The organism is Kitasatospora sp. NPDC085895 (genome assembly GCF_040702125.1).
Taxonomy (GTDB): domain Bacteria; phylum Actinomycetota; class Actinomycetes; order Streptomycetales; family Streptomycetaceae; genus Kitasatospora; species Kitasatospora arboriphila.
In genome coordinates this window covers 94,770-112,670 of record NZ_JBFBJY010000010.1, presented here as the reverse complement: position 1 = coordinate 112,670, position 17,901 = coordinate 94,770, and the positions used below count along the sequence as shown (strand labels likewise).

Below are 17,901 nucleotides of genomic sequence, written 5' to 3'. Positions count from 1 at the left end.
ATCAGCGCGGGTCGGTGAGGTGTTCGCCCAGCCAGCCCAGCGAGGCCGGGAGCATCCGCGACCAGGTGTTGAAGTTGTGGCCGCCGGTGGCCAGGGTGATCGAGGAGACCTTCGTCTGCCCGCCCTTGGCGGCGGCGACGAACTTCTCGGTGCCGGCGTAGTAGTCGCCGTCGCCCTCGCGGCTGCCGCCGACGAGCAGCGAGACCGCAGGCCGGGGCCGGTGGGTGAGCCGCCAGGTCAGGTCGGCGTCCTCGCGGCGGTGGGCGTCGCCGCCGAAGAGGTCCCCGGTCGTGGCGTCCTCGGCCGCCTTGTAGTACCCGGAGAGGGAGACCGCGGCGGAGAACACGTCCGGGCTGCGCAGCGCCAGCTTGAGGGCGCAGTAGCCGCCGGTGGAGTTGCCGATCGCACCGAAGCTGCCGGGGCCGTCGGCCACCCGGTAGGCGGCCCGGATCGCGGCGGGCACGTCGGCGGTGAAGTAGGTCGCCGCCTTCGGACCGCCCGGCACGTCCTCGCACTCGGTGTCCCGCGGCATCGCCGGCGAGGGCCGCATCAGCACCAGCACCGTCGGCTTCATCCTGCCCTCGCGGATCAGCTGCAGCTCGGTGCCGGGGTAGTTCAGCTTGGTGATCAGGTTCTTGGCGTCGCCGGGGAAGCCGGTGATGGCGATCGCGGCGGGGAAGCGCTTGTCCTTGTACTCCGGCTGGAAGTACTGCGGCGGCAGGTACACGTAGCCGTCGGTGGCCAGGCCAGTGGAGGCGCCGGGGATGCGGATCCGCTCCAGCTTGCCGACCTGCGCCGCGTCCCGGCCGACGGTGTTGGTGCCGCGGACGTTCTCCGCGGACAGCCGCTGCACCCCGTGCGCCCGGCCGTCCAGCCGGTTCTGGATCGTCACCGGGCCCTGGTCGCCGGTGCCCAGCAGGTCGTCCCAGCTGCTGTAGAAGGCGAAGTAGTTGTTGGCCAGCAGGCCGAGGGTGCACATCACCGCCAGCTGCGTGCCGACGATGGTGCCGATCCGCCCCAGCACGGCAGCCCACGTCCGCTCGGCCAGCCGTGGCCAGAGCCAGACCGTGCCCGCGATCGCCGCCACCGCCACCAGGGCGGACAGCGCCAGCACTTTGTGGCTGGTGAGTCCCATTCTCCGCTCCCCCGTAAGCCCCGATTCCGGTCTCAGTGTCAAGGATCGCTGGGAGATTCCTGGGAGGACTCGGCGCGCAGGGTGAATCGTCCCCCGCCGAACGGCGGGGGGCGGAGTGCTGGGAGACTGATGGGGTCCGTGCTGGGAGGAGCCCGCTGTGAGCAAGCAGACCGCCGACCGTGGCGACGCCCTGGTCCGCGCCGGGGCGATCGTGTTCGCCGTCGGCGCGGTGGCGACCCTGGTCACCTTCGTCCCGCTGTTCTTCGACCTGACCAGGCTGCCCACCGCGGCCTACTGGATCTGCATGCTGATGCCGCTCGGCTTCCTGCTGTCGCTGGCCGGCCTGCTCGCCACCGCCCGCGCCGAGCGCCGCCGCGCCCGGGACTGACGCAGCTGGGGCCGACGCGGCCGGGTCCCGCGCTCAAAGGGCTCACGGGTGCCTCACGGGCCCGTGGGAACAGTTCCCCGCGCCCCCGGACCCGTCGGCCGGGCGCCCCGTGGACGCCGTCCCTACAGGGCGTCCGCCAGCCAGGCCGGGAAGGCCGTGAGGTCGTCCAGGACGGCGTCCGCGCCGGCCGCGCGGAGCTCCTCGGCGGTGTACGGCCCGGTGGCCACCGCGACCGCGACGGCGCCCGCCGCCCGGGCGCCGACGATGTCGCCGAGGTGGTCGCCCACGTAGATGCCGGCGCCGTGCTCGCGCAGCGCGTCGCCCTTGGTCTCCGCCCACAGGTCGCCGATCAGGACGTCCGCCTCCAGACCGGAGTGCTCCAGGTGCAGCCGCGCGTTCCGCTCGTACTTGCCGGTGATCACCGCGACCCGGCCGCCGCGGGCCCGGACGGCGGCGACCGCCTCCCGGGCGCCGGGCAGCACCAGGGTCGCGGCCACGGCGTGCTCCCGGTACATCTCGCGGTAGCGGTCGGCGATCGCGTCCAGCCGCTCGGCCGGGAACCAGTTGGCGAGCTCGTGCAGCAGCGGCGGCCCGAGCCGGCTGACCGCCAGCTCGCTGTCGATCCAGGTGCCGGTCTCGGCGGCGAGCGCGTCGTAGGTGGCCTTGATCCCGGGCCGGGTGTCCAGCAGCGTCATGTCGAGGTCGAAGCCGACGGTGAGAGCCATGCCCGCCAGCCTAGTGTCGCGTCAGGCCGTGCCGGCCGTCCTCCGGCCGCCGCGCGGACCCCCCGCCACGTGCTCTCCGTCACTGCCCGCAGTTCCCCGGGGACCCAAAGTTTCGACCGCGGGCCCGGCCGGGTATGCAGCCCTCGCACGGGGTGGTCGATCACCCCGCTTCGTCTCCGGGGGGTGTCTGCCTGTGGATCGCGCCGCGCCGCGTCCCTGCCCGGCCGTGCCCCCGTCCGGACGTGCCGCTCGGGAGTGAGCGGCTGAGGGATCATTAATCCGCTGAGCGTCGCCGACCGCCCGCGTAGGGTGGTCGGCTCGCCGTCCACCCGACGGGATCCGGTCACCGCCGGTCCCGCCCACACCCACAACGAGGACAGTTCGAGATGCCCACCGGCCAGGTCAAGTGGTTCAACGAGACGAAGGGATTCGGCTTCCTGTCGCGCGACGACGGGGGCGACGTCTTCGTCCACACCAAGGCGCTGCCCGCCGGGGTCACCACGCTGAGGCCGGGCCAGCGCGTCGAGTTCGGGATCGTCGCGGGCCACCGCGGCGACCAGGCGATGGGCGTCACGCTGCTCGACGCCCTGCCGTCGGTCGCCGCCGCCCAGCGCCGCAGCCCCGACGACATGGCACCGATCGTGCAGGACCTGATCACCACGCTGGACGCCGTCCTGCCGGGCCTGCAGCGCGGCCGCTACCCGGCCAAGCCGGCCGGCCAGAAGCTCGCCGTGCTGCTGCGGGCGGTCGCGGACCAGTTCGACGTCTGACCGGACCGCCCGCACCGCCCGCACCAGGGCGTCAGGACCTCAGAAGCGCAGCGCACCCGGGTCGACCGAGGGCACCAGCCCCTCCGCGGCGGCCCGGGTGAGCAGCGTCTCGACCGCCGCGTACCCCTCCGCGCCGAGGTCCTCGGTGAACGCGTTGACGTAGAGGCCGATGTGCTGGTCGGCCACCGCCGGGTCCATCTCCTGCGCGTGCTCCAGCACGTACGCCCGGGAGGCCTCCGGGGCGTCCCAAGCGGCCCGCACCGAGGCGCGCAGGGCGTCGGCGAGCTCCTTCAGCCGGTCGGCGCCGAGCGAGCGCCGGGCCACGATCGCGCCGAGCGGGATCGGCAGCCCGGTCTCCCGCTCCCAGGCCTCGCCCATGTCGGCGAGGCGGTGCAGCCCGTACCGCCCGTACGTGAAGCGGGCCTCGTGGATCACCAGTCCGGCGTCCACCCGGCCGTCCCGCACCGCGGGCATGATCTCGTGGAAGGGCATCACGACGATCCTCCCGAAGCCGCCGGGCACGGCCTTCGCGGCCCAGAGCCGGAACAGCAGGTAGGCCGTCGAGCGCTCGCTCGGCACCGCCACCGTGCCGCCCGTCAGGTCGGCGTCCGGCTCCCGGGTCAGCACCAGCGGGCCGCAGCCGCGCCCCAGCGCCCCGCCGCAGGGCAGCAGCGCGTACTCCTCCAGCACCCAGGGCAGCTGCCCGTAGCTGATCTTCAGCAGGTCGAGCTCGCCGCGCTCGGCCATGCCGTTGGTGACGTCGATGTCGGCGAACAGCACCTCGGGCGCGTCGGCGCCGGGCACCAGGCCGTGCGCCCAGGCGTGGAAGACGAAGGTGTCGTTGGGGCACGGCGAGTACGCGACCCGCAGCGGCTCAGCCATCAGCGGCCTCCTGGAGCAGTTCGGGGTACGGCAGCGCCGCGAAGGCCCGCTCCAGGGCCCCGAGCGCCTCGCCGATCCGCCAGGCGGCGCGGTCGCGCGGGCCGACGGGGTTGGACACGGTCCTGATCTCCAGGACGGGCAGGCCGGACCGGGCGGCGGCCTCGGCCACGCCGAAGCCCTCCATCGCCTCCGCGGCCGCACCCGGATGACGGGCCGCCAGCGCGGCGGCCCGCTCTGCGCTGCCGGTCACCGTGGAGACGGTGAGCACCGGGCCGACCACCGCGTCCAGGACCTTCGCCGCCAGGGCGACCGCGCCCGGTGCGGGCCGGTGCCGCACGCTGCCGAAGCCCAGCTCGGTGACGTCCCGGAAGCCCTCCGGGGTCTCGGCGCCGAGGTCGGCCGCCAGGATCTCCGAGGCGACCACCGTCGCGCCGACCGGCGCGTGCGGGGCGAAGCCGCCCGCGATGCCGGCCGACACCACCAGCCGGAACCGGCCGGTGGCCAGGGCCGCCGCCGTCGCCGCGGCCGCCGCGGCCGGGCCGACCCCGCCGGCCAGCACCTCGACCGGCACGCCCGGCGCCCCGGCGCGCGCGAGCCCGCGCAGCACCGCGTCGGCCTCGGCCTGCACGGCGACGACGACGAGCAGCCCGGCCGGGCGGCCGGACTGCTCGTCGTCGTACCTGGGGCTCATCGCCGGAGGGTCAGTCCTGGGTCTTCATGTCGAAGTACCAGATGCCCAGGATCTCCTGGGTCTTCTGGTCGGCCTCGACGACCGTCACGGTGGTGGTGCCCGAGGAGTTCAGCACCTGCGAGGCCGCCACCGAGCCGGACCAGGTGGTGCCGCGGGTGTCCTGCGCGAGCGGGGTCTGGCCCTGGGCGCCGCCGTCGGTGAAGGCGAACCAGCCGCGGTCCGCGACGGACGGCGGCACACCCACGCCGATCCGGTCGCTGGCCTGCACGTCGGTCGACGGCAGCGTGTTGGCCTCGCGGGCCTTCTTCGCGTCCACCTGGCACTTGGCGAGGACGTCCTGCGGCAGCGCCTTGCCGTCGTTGTAGCAGAACGGCGCCGAGGTGATCGACGAACGGCCGACCGTCAGGGTCACGACGTGCTCGTCGGGCTTGCCCTGGTCGGCAGCGTGCGCGATGGAGATGCCGACCGTGCCGGCGCCGATCACGACCACGGCGCCGATGGCGGCGATTGCACGGGTGCTGAGGCTCATGGGCAAGAGGCTACCGGGCTTTCGCGATCACGCGACGCGGGGGTGGCCGAGTCGCCGCGGCTATGCCACCCGTGGCCGAGTGGCCGTCCCGCGCAACCCCACCTTGAACAGCGAGCGCAGCGTCCACAGCAGCATCACCGTCATCACCGCCGCCGCCAGCGCCAGGCCCAGCGTCGCGTTCAGCGGCAGCGAGATGCCGACCACGCCGCCCGCGACCCAGCACAGCTGAAGGAGCGTCTCCGACCGCGCGAAGGCGGACGTCCGCACCGCCTCCGGCACGTCCCGCTGGATCACCGCGTCCAGCGCCAGCTTCCCCAGCGAGGCCGCCATGCCCGAGGCCGCCGCCACCACGGCGATCGTCAGCAGGCTGTACCAGATCGCCGCCGCGGCCGAGGCCAGCGCCGCCAGCAGCAGCATCGCGGCGACCGTCGCCTCCGAGCCACGGGTCTTCAGCCAGGAGCCGAACACCGACCCCAGCGCGTTGCCCACCCCCGCCGACGCGGCCACGATGCCCAGCGCCGCCGTCTCCGGCACCCCGCTCACCGGCTCCTTGCGGACCAGGAACGCCAGGAACATCACCAGGAAGCCCACCAGCCACCGCAGTGAGGACACCGCCCGCAGCGCCAGGATCACCGACGGGCCGACCGTCCGCAGGATCGCCTTCGACGACCGGGCGCCGTGCCCCTCGGCGTGCATCACCGCACGCTGCTCGCCCTTGGCCGAGTCCACCTTGTGCGGCAGGTGAAACGCCATCAGCGTGCCGATCACGAAGACCAGGAACGCGCCGCGCAGCGGCCACCCCGGACCGGCCAGGTGCAGCAGCCCGCCCACCCCGGCCGCGACCATCGTCGCCAGCAGGCCGGCCAGCGTCACCCGGGAGTTCGCCTTCACCAGCGACAACTGCGGCGGCAGCAGCCGCGGCACCACCACGCTGCGCACCACCCCGTACGACTTCGAGGCGACCAGCACGCCCAGCGCTTCGGGATAGAGGGCGATCCCCCCTCCGGCGATCGACCCGGCCATCGTCCAGGCCAGGATCGCCCGGGCCAGCATCGACATCGCCATCGCCGAACGGCGGCCGTGCGGCAGCTTGTCCAGCAGCGGACCGATCACCGGTGCCAGCAGCGCGAACGGCGCCATGGTGATCAGCAGGTAGAGCGCGACCCGGCCGCGGGCCTCGCCGGTCGGCACCGAGAAGAAGATGGTGGAGGCCAGCGCGACGGTGATGAGCATGTCGCCGAAGGAGTTCAGCGCGTGCAGCTCGATCAGCTTCGCCAGCCCCGACTCGCCGGCGCCCTCCGCCGACGTCGCCCGCCGGATCCGCCGGCCGGTGCCGTGCACCATCCGGCCGGTCCGCACACCCGCCGCGGAAGCTCCCCTGACCAGTGCGTTCTTCGGCCTGCCGGCCTTCGGCGGCGTCTGCTCCCCGGCAGCTCCGGCGCCGGTGTCCGGATCCTGCGGCGGCACAGCCCTCACTCCCGAGGGACCCTCCGGCTGCGGAGCGTCCACGCCGTGCTGCGAGGGGGTCTCGTCCGCCACATACGCCATCCTGCCCGAGAATCAGCGACCGTACGACTGTTGACCCGGTGCGGCTTCCGCGGAGCGCCGCGCGCGGCCCCGGACTGTGCCCGGACGCCGACCGGCGGGTAGCCTGCACTACGCGCACGGGGTTGGGACGGACCGGGCGGGGCGGCGCGGCCGGTGCCGGGGACGGACCCGGGTCGCGCAGAATAGGAAGTGCCCCTCGTACAGCTTCGGCGGGCGGGGCACCGCCCCCGGACGGCCCCGGCCGTGCGCGGGACCGCCGCCGGACAACAGGACTGGGAGAGAATCGACGCCGTGAGCGCTGCGATGCGAAGCCGTACCCCCGACCGGCTCTGTGCCGAAGCCGTCGAACTCGCCCGCCAGGCCGCCGTCGAGATGGTCGGACCGGAGACCGTCGGTGCCCACCTCGGCGTCCGCGCCGAGGCCGACCGCGTGGTCACCCACACCTTCGAGTGCCTCGACGCCGCCTACCGCGGCTGGCACTGGGCGGTCACCGTGGCCCGTGCACCGCGCGCCAAGAACGTCACCCTCGACGAGGTCGTCCTGCTGCCCGGCGACGACGCCGTCCTCGCCCCGCAGTGGGTGCCGTGGAGCGAGCGCCTGCGCCCCGGCGACATGGGCCCCGGCGACCTGCTGCCCACCGGCGCCGACGACCTCCGGCTGGAGCCCGGCTGGAGCGGCGAGGACGAGCCCGCCCCCAACTCCGCGATGAGCGAGGCCGCGGAGGAGGACGTCGTCCTCACCGATCCGCACGTCCAGCCCGCCCCGGCCCGCGCACGGATCGGCGCCGTCGCCGAGGAGCTCGGCCTCGCCCGGCCCCGGGTGCTCTCCCGGCTCGGCCTGCACCTCGCCGCGGAACGCTGGGACTCCGCCTTCGGCCCGCAGACGCCGATGGCGCAGGCCGCCCCGGCCAACTGCGACACCTGCGGCTTCCTGATCCCGATCGGCGGCTCGCTCGGCCAGGCGTTCGGCGTGTGCGGCAACGAGTTCGGCCCCGCCGACGGCCAGGTCGTCGCCTTCGGGTACGGCTGCGGCGGCCACTCCGAGGCCGCGGTGCTGCCCGCTCCGCCCACCCCCTCCGAGCTGATCCTCGACGAGACCGTCGTCGAGCCGCTCACCCTCCATCCCGACCGCACCGGCGGCTCCGTCGAGCCCGACGCCCCCGCCGAGGAGCTCGGCCACTCCTGACGGAGCGGGCACCCGCCCCGCGTGCGCCGTCCCCTGCGGTCGGAACTGTCCGTCCGGCAGGGGAGAATGCGGACGTACGCAGGGTGCGGACGGCGGAAGGCGGCAGGGCCAGTGGAGCCTCGGATCATCGGCGGTACGGACGGGCAGGCGGCGGACGTCTTCGACACGGCGGGCCTGCGCCACCGCGTCCTGGACGCGTGGACGGCCGCGCCCGCACGCTTCCGGGAGGACGCCAACGCCGAGGAGGAGCTCGCCCTCGGCGGCTACCGCGACCGCCTGATCGTCGAGCTCGCCCAGAACGCCGCCGACGCCGCCGCCCGCAACGGCACCGCCCCGGGCCGGCTGCGGTTGATCCTCCGCGACGGCGTGCTGGCCGCCGCCAACACCGGCGCCCCGCTGGACGCCACCGCGGTGGAGTCGCTCTCCACCCTCCGCGCCTCGGCCAAGCGCCCCGAGGACGTCCCCACCGTCGGCCGCTTCGGCGTCGGCTTCTCGGCCGTGCTGGCGGTCGCCGACGAGCCCGCGGTGCTGTCCACGCACGGGTCCGTCCGCTGGTCGCTGTCCGAGGCCTCCGCACTGGTCGGCGCCCGCCCGCAGCTCGCCGATGAGCTGCGCCGCCGCGAGGGCCACGTCCCGCTGCTGCGCCTGCCGTTCCCCGCCGAGGGGGCCGCCCCGGACGGCTACGACACGGTGGTGGTGCTGCCGCTGCGGGACGCCGCCGCCGAGGACCTGACCCGCCGTCTGCTCGCCGAGATCGACGACGCGCTGCTGCTGACCCTGCCCGGCCTCGCCGAGATCGTGGTGGAGACGCCGGAGGGCGTCCGCACGCTGACCCGGTCCGCGGACGCCCCGCGTCCGGACGGCATCACCACCGTCACCATCACCGACGGGGACCGGGCCACCGTCTGGCAGACGGTCGGCGCCGAGGGCACCGTCGCCGCCCCGCTGCTGGCCGACCGGACGACCGAGGAGCGCGCCCGCCCGTACTGGTCGGTGGTCTGGGCGGTGCCGGTCTCCGACACCGGCGTGCCGCAGCCGCTGCGGACCACCGCGGTGGTGCACGCGCCGACGCCCAGCGACGAGCCGCTCGGCGTGCCCGCGCTGCTGATCGCCGGCTACCCGCTGGACTCCACCCGCCGCCACGTCGCCCCCGGCCCGCTCACCGACTTCCTCACCGAACGCGCCGCGGACGCCTACGCCGAGCTGCTGAGGGCCCGCGGGGCGGACCTCGGCTCGCTCTCCCTGGTGCCCGGCCGCCTCGGCCACGGCGCGCTGGACAACGCGCTGCGCGCAGCGATCCTGGACCGGCTGCCCGGCACGCCGTTCCTGCCGCACCCGGGCCCGGTCGAGGAGGGCACCCCGGCGCTGCGGCCGCGCGACGCGACGCTGTTGGAGGGCGCGGACGGCTCGGTGGTGTCCGCGCTGGCGCCGATCTTCCCCGGCCTGCTGCCGGCCGGCCTGGAGCGCCGCCCCGAGCTGCGGGCGCTGGACGTCCGCCGGGTGCCGCTGGCCGAGGTGGTCGACCAGCTCGGCGGCCTGGACCGGGAGCCCGCCTGGTGGCGCAACCTGTACGCGGCGCTGGCCGGGGCCGACCCGGAGGCGCTGGGCGCCCTGCCGGTTCCGCTGGCCGACGGCCGGACGGTGACCGGCCCGCGCCGGGTCCTGCTGCCCTCCGACCCGGCGGACTGGGCCGGCTACGAGGGGTACCCCGACTCGCTGGCCGAGGCGCTCGGCCTGCTCGACCTGCGGCTCGCCCACCCGGAGGCCGCCCACCCGCTGCTGGCCAAGCTCGGCGCCGTGACGGCGACCCCGGCCGGCGTGCTGGACACCCCGGAGGTGCGGGCCGCCGTCGCCCGCTCGCTGGAGGTCGGCGAGGACGACTTCGACGCCGCGGTCGACCTGGCCGACGCGGTGCTCGCGCTGGTGAAGGCCGCCGAGGCCGGCCCGGGCGACCACCCGTGGCTGGCCCGCCTGGCGCTCCCGGACGACGAGGGCGAGCTGACCCGGGCCGGCGAGCTGATCATCCCGGACTCCCCGTTCGCCGACCTGGCCCGGGAGGGCGACGCCGCCTACGTCGACGATGACCTGCTGGAGCGCTGGGGCCCGGACGTGCTGGCCGCCGCCGGTGCACTGGCCGGCTTCGTGCTGGTCCGCGCCGAGGACGTGGTGCTCGACCCGGACGACCTGGAGCGGCTCGACCCGACGGTGCCCGCCGACCGGGCCGCCGGCGGCTCCCCCACGGGCCTGGTCGACGAGGCCCCGGACGGCCTCGCCGAGTGGTGCGAGGACACCCTGGAGGTGCTGTACGCCGACGACAGCGGGGAGATCGGCGTGCCGCCGGTCGCCGCCGAGCTGCTCGCCGTCCGCGACCTCGACCTGGTCGACGACGCGGCCTGGCCGCAGGCGCTGAAGGTGCTCGCCCGCCCGCCGTACCGGGACGCCGTGGTGAACCCGGTGCGCACCCTGCTGCCGGACGGCCGCTACGTCGACCTGCCGCCGTACACGGCGTGGTGGCTGCGCGACCACCCGGTGCTGGACGGCCGGGAGCCGGCCGGCCTGCGCGCGGCCGGCGCCGACCCGCTGCTGCGCGGCCTGTACGACGAGGCCCGCACCGACCTGGACGAGCAGTTCCTGCACGCCCTCGGGGTGCGCACCACGCTGGCCGCGCTGCTCGCCGAGCCGCACGGCCCGGAGGAGCTGCTCGACCGCCTGGTGGACGACGCCTCCGACGTGACCCACCGCCAGCTGCACGGCATCCACACCCAGCTCGCCGCGCTGCCGGCCGGGCGGGTCGAGCCGCTGGACGTCGTCCGGGCGCTCGCCCCGCTGGACCCGGAGACCGGCCGCCGCCCCGACACCACGGTGATCGTGGACGCCGCGCAGGCGGTCGTCGCCGACGCGCCGGACCTGGTCGAGCTGCTGCACGACCACCCGGTGCTGCCGGTCGCCCCGGAGCTGGCCGCGGCCCTCGCCGAGCGGCTGCACGTGTCGCTGGCCAGCGAGGTGGCGGGCGGCCGGGTGCTCTCCGACGGCGTGCTGCACCGGGTGCCGGCCGTGGTCCGCGAGCTGCTGCCGGGCTGCCCGGCCGCCTACGAGGAGCACGAGGAGCTGCTGGTGGTCGGCCCGGACGGCGGGGAGGCGCACGTCGACTGGCGCTGGGACGCGGCCGCCGGCACGCCGGAGGTGCCGTACGCCCCGGAGGACGCCGAGGCGGGCGACGAGGACGACGAGTTCGAGGTGCCGCCGGTACCGGGCCTGCTGCACGCGGCCACCCCGGAGGGCCTGGCGGCCGGCCTCGCCTGGTCGGTCGGCCAGTGGCACCGCCGGTTCGAGGTCCTCGCCGCGCTGGCCGAGCCGGACCGCGCCTACGAGCTGCTGAACGCCCGCGACTACGAGTCCTGACCGCGCCCCGTGCCGGGGCCGCACCCGCGCGCCCCGGCCGGCCCGGACGGGCCTCAGTCCACGCCGTTCTCGGCGGGCTCGGAGCGGAGCACGATCACCCGCCAGCCGATCTCCAGCAGCACGCCCGCGGTCCCGGCGATCAGGACCCCGGTCCAGGGGTCGCGGACACCGGCCAGTTCGAGCTGGAAGAAGTCGGAGAGCCAGGGCACCGTCAGCACCAGCGCGAACGCCCCGCCCATCGCCGCGATCAGCAGGATCCGCCACCAGGAGTACGGCCGGGCGACGATCGCCAGCACCCACATCGCCACCAGGAAGAGCGTCAGCGTCGCCACGCTGGTGTCCGCCTTCAGGTCGGTGCCGTCGTCGGCCCGGGCGAGCATGTACGAGGTGAAGGTGGCGGCGCCGGCGATCACCCCGCCGGGGACGGCGAACCGCAGCACCCGCCGGACGAAGCCCGTCCTGGCCCGCTCGTTGTTGGGCGCCAGCGCGAGGAAGAAGGCCGGCACGCCGATGGTGAGGGTGGAGAGCACGGTGGAGTGCCGGGGCAGGAACGGGTACGGCACGTGGGTGAAGACGACCAGCAGGGCGAGCAGCACCGAGTAGACGGTCTTCACCAGGAAGAGGGTGGCGACCCGCTCGATGTTGCCGATCACCCGGCGGCCCTCGGCGACCACCGAGGGCAGGGTGGCGAAGGAGTCGTCGAGCAGCACGATCTGGGCGACCGCGCGGGTGGCGTCGCTGCCGGTGCCCATGGCGACGCCGATGTCGGCGTCCTTCAGCGCCAGCACGTCGTTGACGCCGTCGCCGGTCATCGCCACGGTGTGCCCGCGGGACTGCAGCGCGCCGACCAGGTCGCGCTTCTGCTGCGGGGTGACCCGCCCGAAGACGGACGCCACGTCGGCGGCGTCGGCGAACGCGGCCTGGTCGTCGTGCGGGAGGGTGCGGGCGTCCACCGGCTGGTCGGCGCCGGGCAGGCCGAGGTGGCCGGCGACCGCGCCGACCGCCACCGCGGCGTCGCCGGAGATCACCTTGGCCCGGACCCGCTGCCGCTCGAAGTAGCGCAGGGTGTCGGCGGCGTCCGCGCGCAGCCGCTGCCGGAGCACCACCAGGGCGAGCGGCTCCAGCCCGGCCGCCGGGTCGGGGTCGTCCAGCGGCACGGGTGAGCGGCCGAGCAGCAGCACCCGCAGCCCGCGGGCGCCGAGCCCGTCGGATTCGGCCAGCGCCGGGTGCCCGGCCGGCAGCAGGACCTCGGGGGCGCCGAGCAGCCAGCTGCCCTCGCCGCCCTGCGGTTCGGCGAGCCGGGCCGCGCTCCACTTGCGGGCGGACGAGAACGGCACGGACTCGACCACCCGCCAGCGGCCGTCCGGCGGGGGGCCGTAGGCCTCGATGACGGCCTGCATGGAGGCGTTGGGGCGGGCGTCCGCGGTGCCGAGCGCGCCGAGCGCCTCGCGGAGGGTCTCCGGCGCGCCGTGCCGGGCCCGGCCGTCGGCGAGCGGCCGCAGCTCCAGCAGGTCCATCCCGCCCTCGGTGAGGGTGCCGGTCTTGTCCAGGCAGACGGTGTCGACCCGGGCGAGCCCCTCGATCGCGGGCAGCTCCTGCACCAGGCACTGGCGGCGGCCGAGGCGGATCACTCCGATCGCGAAGGCGACCGAGGTCAGCAGCACCAGGCCCTCGGGCACCATCGGCACGATCCCGGCCACCATCCGGCGGACGGCCTCCTGCCAGTCGTTGCGCTCCACCGCGAGCTGGCTGACGATCAGGCCGAGCGCGGTCGGCACCAGCAGCCAGGTGATGAACTTGAGGATCTCGTCGATGCCGCTGCGCAGCTCGGAGCGGACGAGGGTGAACTTGGCGGCCTCCTCGGAGAGCCGGGCGGCGTAGGCCTCCCGGCCGACCTTGGTGGCGGTGAACGCGCCCGCGCCGGCGACGACGAAGCTGCCGGACATGACCTGGTCGCCGGGGCGCTTGAGGACGGAGTCGGGTTCGCCGGTGAGCAGCGACTCGTCGATCTCCAGACCGTCGGCCTCGGTGACGGTGCCGTCGACGACGACCTTGTCGCCGATGCCGAGCAGCACGGTGTCGTCGAGCACGACCGCGGAGGTGGCCACGGCCAGCGCGGCGCCGCCCCGGCGGACCTGCGGCTTGGCCTCGCCGATCAGCGCGAGGCTGTCGAGGGTGCGCTTGGCCCGCAGCTCCTGGACGATGCCGATCGCCGTGTTGGCCACGATGACCAGGCCGAACAGACCGTCCTGGATCGGGCCGACCACCAGGATGATCGCGAACATCACGCCGATGATGGCGTTGAAGCGCGTGAGGACGTTGGCCCGGACGATCTCGCGGACGGAGCGGCTGGAGCGCACCGGGACGTCGTTGACCTGTCCGCGGGCGACCCGCTCGGCGACCTCGGCCGCCGTCAGCCCGCCCCGACGCCCGGACGGCCCCGGGTGTCCTGCCTCGGCCGTGCCCTCCGCGGGATGCGTCATGGGTCCGACTCTAGGTGGGGCCCCGGACCGGTGCCGCTCCGCCGAGGGGGCGGTCAGTCCAGACGAGTGGCGGGGCCCTCGGGGCTCTCCGCGCCCGTCCCGGCCCCGGTCGCGGCCTCGGCGGCCCGGGCGCGGCGGATGGCGTCCCGGCGTGCGCGGCAGTACCAGAGTCCGATCAGGCCGAGCAGGCCGCCGGAGAGGCAGATCCACGGCCAGGTGCCGTGGCCGTGCTGCTCCAGGGTGCCCTTGAAGGGCAGCAGGGCGAGGAAGGCGACGAACCACAGCGCCGTGCCGCCGCCGACGATGGCGACGTCGTTGGCCTCCAGCGGCGGGGGCGAGGGGCGCAGCGGGGTCTTGGGCATGGCCCCTAGGGTACGGGGACGAGGAGCCTCCGGTGCAGGGGTGGCGGGCGCCCTACGACCGATTCTGCGGGCGGATGGCCGTAAGGGCCTTCTTCTACGCGCGAAGATGGCGTGCGAACGAGCGAAAACTCATACTTGGGCTTCCGGTTGCTGCTACGCGCGTCATTCCGCCCGTCCGGCAGGCCGCCGGTGGACCGGGTCAGTGCAGCCCCGGGTCCCGCCGTCACCACCCCCGTCCGTGCCCCCACCCGACGAGGACCCCGCATGTCTCCGCAGGCCCAGCCGACGTCCGCGCTCGACGCGCCGTCCGCGCCCTCCGCCGCACCGCAGCCCCCCACCGGTGTGCTCGACCGCTTCTTCCGGATCACCGAGCGCGGCTCCACGCTGCCCCGGGAGATCCGAGGCGGCGTCGCCACCTTCTTCACCATGGCCTACATCCTGGTGCTGAACCCGATCATCCTGGCCAACGCCACGGACATGACCGGCGCGCACCTCGACAGCGGGCAGCTGGTCACCGCCACCGCGCTCACCGCGGGCCTCACCACCCTGCTGATGGGCGTCATCGGCAACGTGCCGATCGCACTCGCGGCCGGCCTCGGCGTCAACAGCATCGTCGCCCTCCAGCTCGCCCCCCGGATGACCTGGGCCGAGGCGATGGGCATGGTCGTGCTGGCCGGCTTCGCGATCCTGCTGCTGGTCGCCACCGGCCTGCGCGAGCGCGTGATGAACGCCGTGCCGCTCGGCCTGCGCAAGGCCATCGCGATCGGCATCGGCCTGTTCATCGCCCTGATCGGCCTGGTCGACGCCGGCTTCGTCAGCCGGATCCCGGACGCCGCGCACACCACCGTCCCGCTGCAGCTCGGCGGCAGCGGCCACCTGCTCGGCTGGCCGGTGCTGGTCTTCGTGCTCGGCCTGCTGCTCACCCTGGTGCTGCTGGTCCGCAAGGTGCCCGGCGCGATCCTGATCGGCATCGTCGTCGCCACCGTCGCCGCCCTGGTGATCGAGCAGGTCGTCGGCCTCGGGCAGGGCTGGGGCCTGACCGTCCCGACCTGGCCGGGCAGCCCGGTCGCCGCCCCGGACTTCGGCCTGATCGGCGAGGTCGACCTGGTCGGCGGCTTCCACCACGCCGGTGCGCTCACCGGTGTGCTGTTCGTCTTCACCGTGCTGATGTCCTGCTTCTTCGACGCGATGGGCACCATCCTCGGCGTCGCCGACGAGGCGCACCTGCTCGACGAGAAGGGCGACCTGCCGGGCATCAACAAGATCCTCATGGTGGACGGCATCGCCACCGCGGCCGGCGGCGCCACCTCCTGCTCGGCCAACACCTGCTACGTGGAGTCCACCGCGGGCGTCGGCGAGGGCGCCCGGACGGGCTTCGCCTCGGTCGTCACCGGCGTGCTGTTCCTGTTCGCGCTGTTCCTGACCCCGGTGGCCACCATGGTGCCCGCGCAGGCCGCCACCCCGGCGCTGGTCGCGGTCGGCTTCCTGATCCTGGCCAACTCGATCAAGGAGATCGACTGGGCCGACCACACCATCGCGATCCCGGCGTTCCTGACCATCGTCCTGATGCCGTTCACCTACTCGATCACCAACGGGCTGGGCATGGGCTTCATCGCCTTCTGCGTGCTGCGCCTGGCGGCCGGCCGCGGCCGCGAGGTGCCCGCGGCGATGTACGCGGTGTCCGCGGTGTTCGCCTTCTACTACCTGATGCCGGCGCTCGGCCTGCTCTGACCGCCACCGCCGTACGGGCCCTCCCACCGGATCCCCGGGGGAGGGCCCTCGGCATGTCCGGGTGGGGGAGCGGACCGGCGCACAAGGGGGCGTACGGGTGGCGATCCGGCGCCGATTCGACGGAGGGGTCGGCCGTTCCGGGCGGGTGTTGTGCAGGGGCCGTAGACCCGCCCCGATCTGGCATGTTGCGTGTGCATGACCATGCTTGGATGGCCCGACCCCGCCCGGCGGCGGCCCGTTCGGCCGACCCCGTGGCCCCGACCCGGTGACGCCGGCAGCGCTCCCGGGTAGGCATCTGCGGCATTCGGAGCCGACCGGTCGGGACACCCCCACCACCGTGACATGTCGTCGGAGGGCCACCTTGCGCATCCTGCTGGTCGCCAGCGCTTTCAACAGCCTCACCCAGCGTGTCCACACCGAGCTGCGCGACCGCGGCCACACCGTGGCCGTCGAGCTCGCCCTCGGTGACGAGCCCGTCCGCGCCGCCGTCGGACGGTTCGGGCCCGACCTCGTCCTCGCGCCCATGCTGACCCGGGCGGTGCCGGAGGACGTCTGGCGCAGGATCCCCGTCCTGATCGTCCACCCCGGCCCCAAGGGCGACCGCGGGCCGTCCTCGCTCGACTGGGCCATCCACGAGGGCGCCGAGGAGTGGGGCGTGACCGTCCTGCAGGCCGTCGCCGAGATGGACGCCGGGCCGATCTGGGCGTCCGTCCCCTTCACCCTGCCCGCCTGCGGCAAGAGCGAGGCGTACCGCACCGAGGTGGCCGACGCCGCCGTGGAGGCCGTGCTGCTCGCCGTCGAGCGGTACGGGAGCGGCTGGTTCGAACCCGAGCCGCTCGACTACGCCCGCTGGGACGTCCGCGGGAGGCCGCGGCCGTACCACGCCCAGGAGTACCGGCGGATCGACTGGGCCGCCGACGACACCGCCACCGTGCTGCGCAAGCTGCGCTCCGGCGACTCCCAGCCCGGCGTCCTCGACGAGCTGTACGGCCGCGAGCACTTCCTGCACGGCGGCCACCCCGAGGACCTGCTGCGCGGCGCCCCCGGCGCCGTCCTCGCCACCCGCGAGGGCGCGATCTGCCGGGCCACCACCGACGGCGCCGTCTGGATCCCGCAGCTGCGTCCGCGCCGCACCCCCGGCGGCCCGGCCACCTTCAAGCTGCCCGCCGCGCAGGTGCTCGGCAGCCTCCTCGACGGCGTGCCCGAGGTGCCCGTCACCCCCTACGACGCCGCCCGCCGCCGCACCTGGTCCGAGCTGCGCTACCGCGAGGAGGCCGGCGTCGGGTACCTGGAGTTCGCCTTCCCCGGCGGGGCGATGAGCACCGGGCAGTGCCGCCGGTTGCTCGCCGCCTACCGGGAGGCCTGCGCCCGGCCCACCGCGGTGCTGGTGCTCGGTCCGGCCCGGGACTTCTTCTCCAACGGCATCCACCTCAACACCATCGAGGCGGCCGCCGACCCCGCCGAGGAGTCCTGGCAGAACATCAACGCCATGGACGACCTGGTCGAGGCGGTCCTGACCACCACCGACAAGCTCACCGTCGCGGCCCTGGCCGGCAACGCCGCGGCCGGCGGCCTGATGCTGGCCGCCGCCGCGGACGAGGTCTGGTGCCGGGCCTCCGCCGTGCTCAACCCGCACTACCGGCTGATGGGCCTGTACGGCTCCGAGTACTGGACGTACACGCTGCCCCGCCGGGTCGGCGAGGAGACCGCCCACCGGCTCACCACGGCCGCGCTGCCGGTCGGCGCCCGGGAGGCCGAGGCGGTCGGACTGGTCGACCGGGCGCGCCGCGGCAGCGCGGCCGAGTTCCGCCGCTGGGTCGAACGGGAGGCCGCCGCGCTCGCCGACGCGCCCGAGCTGGGCGCCCGGCTGCTGGAGAAGAAGCGCCGCCGGGCCGCCGACGAGGCCGCCAAGCCGCTCTCCGCCTACCGCGCCGAGGAGCTGGCCCGGATGCGGCGCAACTTCACCGCCCCCGACGAGCCGTACCACCGGCTGCGCCGCGACTTCGTGCACAAGGTCTGCCCGGCCGCGACCCCGGAGCACCTGCGCGGCTGACCCGGCGAACGGCCGGG

General features: G+C 75.0%; 14 protein-coding genes. 6 read left to right on the top strand and 8 right to left on the bottom strand.

Annotation, left to right across the window (positions count from 1 at the left end; all coding sequences use genetic code 11):
- Window position 1 precedes the first annotated feature (1 nt).
- Window positions 2-1,135, bottom strand: coding sequence for an alpha/beta hydrolase-fold protein (locus AB0442_RS09215; protein WP_366161753.1), 1,134 nt, complete (start codon window positions 1,133-1,135; stop codon window positions 2-4).
- Window positions 1,136-1,292: 157 nt separating this feature from the next.
- Here AB0442_RS09215 and AB0442_RS09210 point away from each other — a divergent pair, with 157 nt between their 5' ends.
- Window positions 1,293-1,523, top strand: coding sequence for a hypothetical protein (locus AB0442_RS09210; protein ID WP_344622531.1), 231 nt, complete (start codon window positions 1,293-1,295; stop codon window positions 1,521-1,523).
- A gap of 122 nt (window positions 1,524-1,645) precedes the next feature.
- Here the strand turns inward: AB0442_RS09210 and AB0442_RS09205 are convergent, their stop codons facing one another.
- Complete coding sequence (locus AB0442_RS09205) at window positions 1,646-2,248, bottom strand: HAD hydrolase-like protein (RefSeq protein WP_366161750.1); 603 nt, start codon at window positions 2,246-2,248, stop codon at window positions 1,646-1,648.
- A 386-nt stretch (window positions 2,249-2,634) separates the two neighbouring features.
- On the opposite strand from AB0442_RS09205, the gene AB0442_RS09200 reads away from it, so the two are divergent.
- Window positions 2,635-3,018, top strand: a complete 384-nt coding sequence (locus tag AB0442_RS09200; protein WP_363540821.1) for a cold-shock protein — start codon at window positions 2,635-2,637, stop codon at window positions 3,016-3,018.
- Between the two features lie 39 nt (window positions 3,019-3,057).
- On the opposite strand, the gene AB0442_RS09195 is transcribed toward AB0442_RS09200, so the two are convergent.
- From AB0442_RS09195 to AB0442_RS09180, 4 genes are read right to left on the bottom strand one after another with little or no spacing between them, the layout of a single operon-like run.
- Complete coding sequence (locus AB0442_RS09195) at window positions 3,058-3,900, bottom strand: 1,4-dihydroxy-6-naphthoate synthase (RefSeq protein ID WP_366161749.1); 843 nt, start codon at window positions 3,898-3,900, stop codon at window positions 3,058-3,060.
- On the bottom strand, window positions 3,893-4,591 hold the full coding sequence (locus AB0442_RS09190) for a futalosine hydrolase (RefSeq protein ID WP_366161748.1): 699 nt from the start codon (window positions 4,589-4,591) through the stop codon (window positions 3,893-3,895). The genes AB0442_RS09195 and AB0442_RS09190 overlap by 8 nt, the downstream gene beginning before the upstream one ends.
- A 10-nt stretch (window positions 4,592-4,601) precedes the next feature.
- The gene (locus AB0442_RS09185; protein ID WP_344622527.1) at window positions 4,602-5,120 is read right to left on the bottom strand and encodes a hypothetical protein; all 519 of its coding nucleotides are present in this window, start codon (window positions 5,118-5,120) and stop codon (window positions 4,602-4,604) included.
- A 60-nt stretch (window positions 5,121-5,180) separates the two neighbouring features.
- Window positions 5,181-6,464, bottom strand: coding sequence for an MFS transporter (locus AB0442_RS09180; RefSeq protein WP_363540823.1), 1,284 nt, complete (start codon window positions 6,462-6,464; stop codon window positions 5,181-5,183).
- A gap of 507 nt (window positions 6,465-6,971) precedes the next feature.
- On the opposite strand from AB0442_RS09180, the gene AB0442_RS09175 reads away from it, so the two are divergent.
- Window positions 6,972-7,853 (top strand): DUF3027 domain-containing protein, encoded by an 882-nt coding sequence (locus tag AB0442_RS09175; protein WP_344622612.1) that lies wholly within the window; start codon window positions 6,972-6,974, stop codon window positions 7,851-7,853.
- Window positions 7,854-7,964: 111 nt separating this feature from the next.
- Window positions 7,965-11,255, top strand: a complete 3,291-nt coding sequence (locus AB0442_RS09170) for a molecular chaperone Hsp90 (protein ID WP_366161747.1) — start codon at window positions 7,965-7,967, stop codon at window positions 11,253-11,255.
- Window positions 11,256-11,308: 53 nt separating this feature from the next.
- On the opposite strand, the gene AB0442_RS09165 is transcribed toward AB0442_RS09170, so the two are convergent.
- Window positions 11,309-13,738 carry an HAD-IC family P-type ATPase gene (locus AB0442_RS09165; protein WP_366161746.1) on the bottom strand — a complete coding sequence of 810 codons (2,430 nt, stop codon included), beginning with the start codon at window positions 13,736-13,738 and terminating at the stop codon, window positions 11,309-11,311.
- A gap of 53 nt (window positions 13,739-13,791) precedes the next feature.
- Complete coding sequence (locus AB0442_RS09160; protein WP_366161745.1) at window positions 13,792-14,100, bottom strand: DUF2530 domain-containing protein; 309 nt, start codon at window positions 14,098-14,100, stop codon at window positions 13,792-13,794.
- A gap of 264 nt (window positions 14,101-14,364) precedes the next feature.
- Here AB0442_RS09160 and AB0442_RS09155 point away from each other — a divergent pair, with 264 nt between their 5' ends.
- Window positions 14,365-15,831, top strand: a complete 1,467-nt coding sequence (locus tag AB0442_RS09155; protein ID WP_363540827.1) for an NCS2 family permease — start codon at window positions 14,365-14,367, stop codon at window positions 15,829-15,831.
- Window positions 15,832-16,192: 361 nt separating this feature from the next.
- On the top strand, window positions 16,193-17,884 hold the full coding sequence (locus AB0442_RS09150) for a hydrogenase maturation protein (RefSeq protein WP_366161744.1): 1,692 nt from the start codon (window positions 16,193-16,195) through the stop codon (window positions 17,882-17,884).
- The last annotated feature ends 17 nt before the right edge of the window (window positions 17,885-17,901 follow it).

Coding starts and splice junctions, on each gene's coding strand:
- AB0442_RS09215 (WP_366161753.1), bottom strand. CDS start 1,135: ATGGGACTCACCAGCCACAAAGTGCTGGCGCTGTCCGCCCTGGTGGCG.
- AB0442_RS09205 (WP_366161750.1), bottom strand. CDS start 2,248: ATGGCTCTCACCGTCGGCTTCGACCTCGACATGACGCTGCTGGACACC.
- AB0442_RS09200 (WP_363540821.1), top strand. CDS start 2,635: ATGCCCACCGGCCAGGTCAAGTGGTTCAACGAGACGAAGGGATTCGGC.
- AB0442_RS09195 (WP_366161749.1), bottom strand. CDS start 3,900: ATGGCTGAGCCGCTGCGGGTCGCGTACTCGCCGTGCCCCAACGACACC.
- AB0442_RS09190 (WP_366161748.1), bottom strand. CDS start 4,591: ATGAGCCCCAGGTACGACGACGAGCAGTCCGGCCGCCCGGCCGGGCTG.
- AB0442_RS09185 (WP_344622527.1), bottom strand. CDS start 5,120: ATGAGCCTCAGCACCCGTGCAATCGCCGCCATCGGCGCCGTGGTCGTG.
- AB0442_RS09180 (WP_363540823.1), bottom strand. CDS start 6,464: ATGGTGCACGGCACCGGCCGGCGGATCCGGCGGGCGACGTCGGCGGAG.
- AB0442_RS09175 (WP_344622612.1), top strand. CDS start 6,972: ATGCGAAGCCGTACCCCCGACCGGCTCTGTGCCGAAGCCGTCGAACTC.
- AB0442_RS09165 (WP_366161746.1), bottom strand. CDS start 13,738: ATGACGCATCCCGCGGAGGGCACGGCCGAGGCAGGACACCCGGGGCCG.
- AB0442_RS09160 (WP_366161745.1), bottom strand. CDS start 14,100: ATGCCCAAGACCCCGCTGCGCCCCTCGCCCCCGCCGCTGGAGGCCAAC.
- AB0442_RS09155 (WP_363540827.1), top strand. CDS start 14,365: ATGTCTCCGCAGGCCCAGCCGACGTCCGCGCTCGACGCGCCGTCCGCG.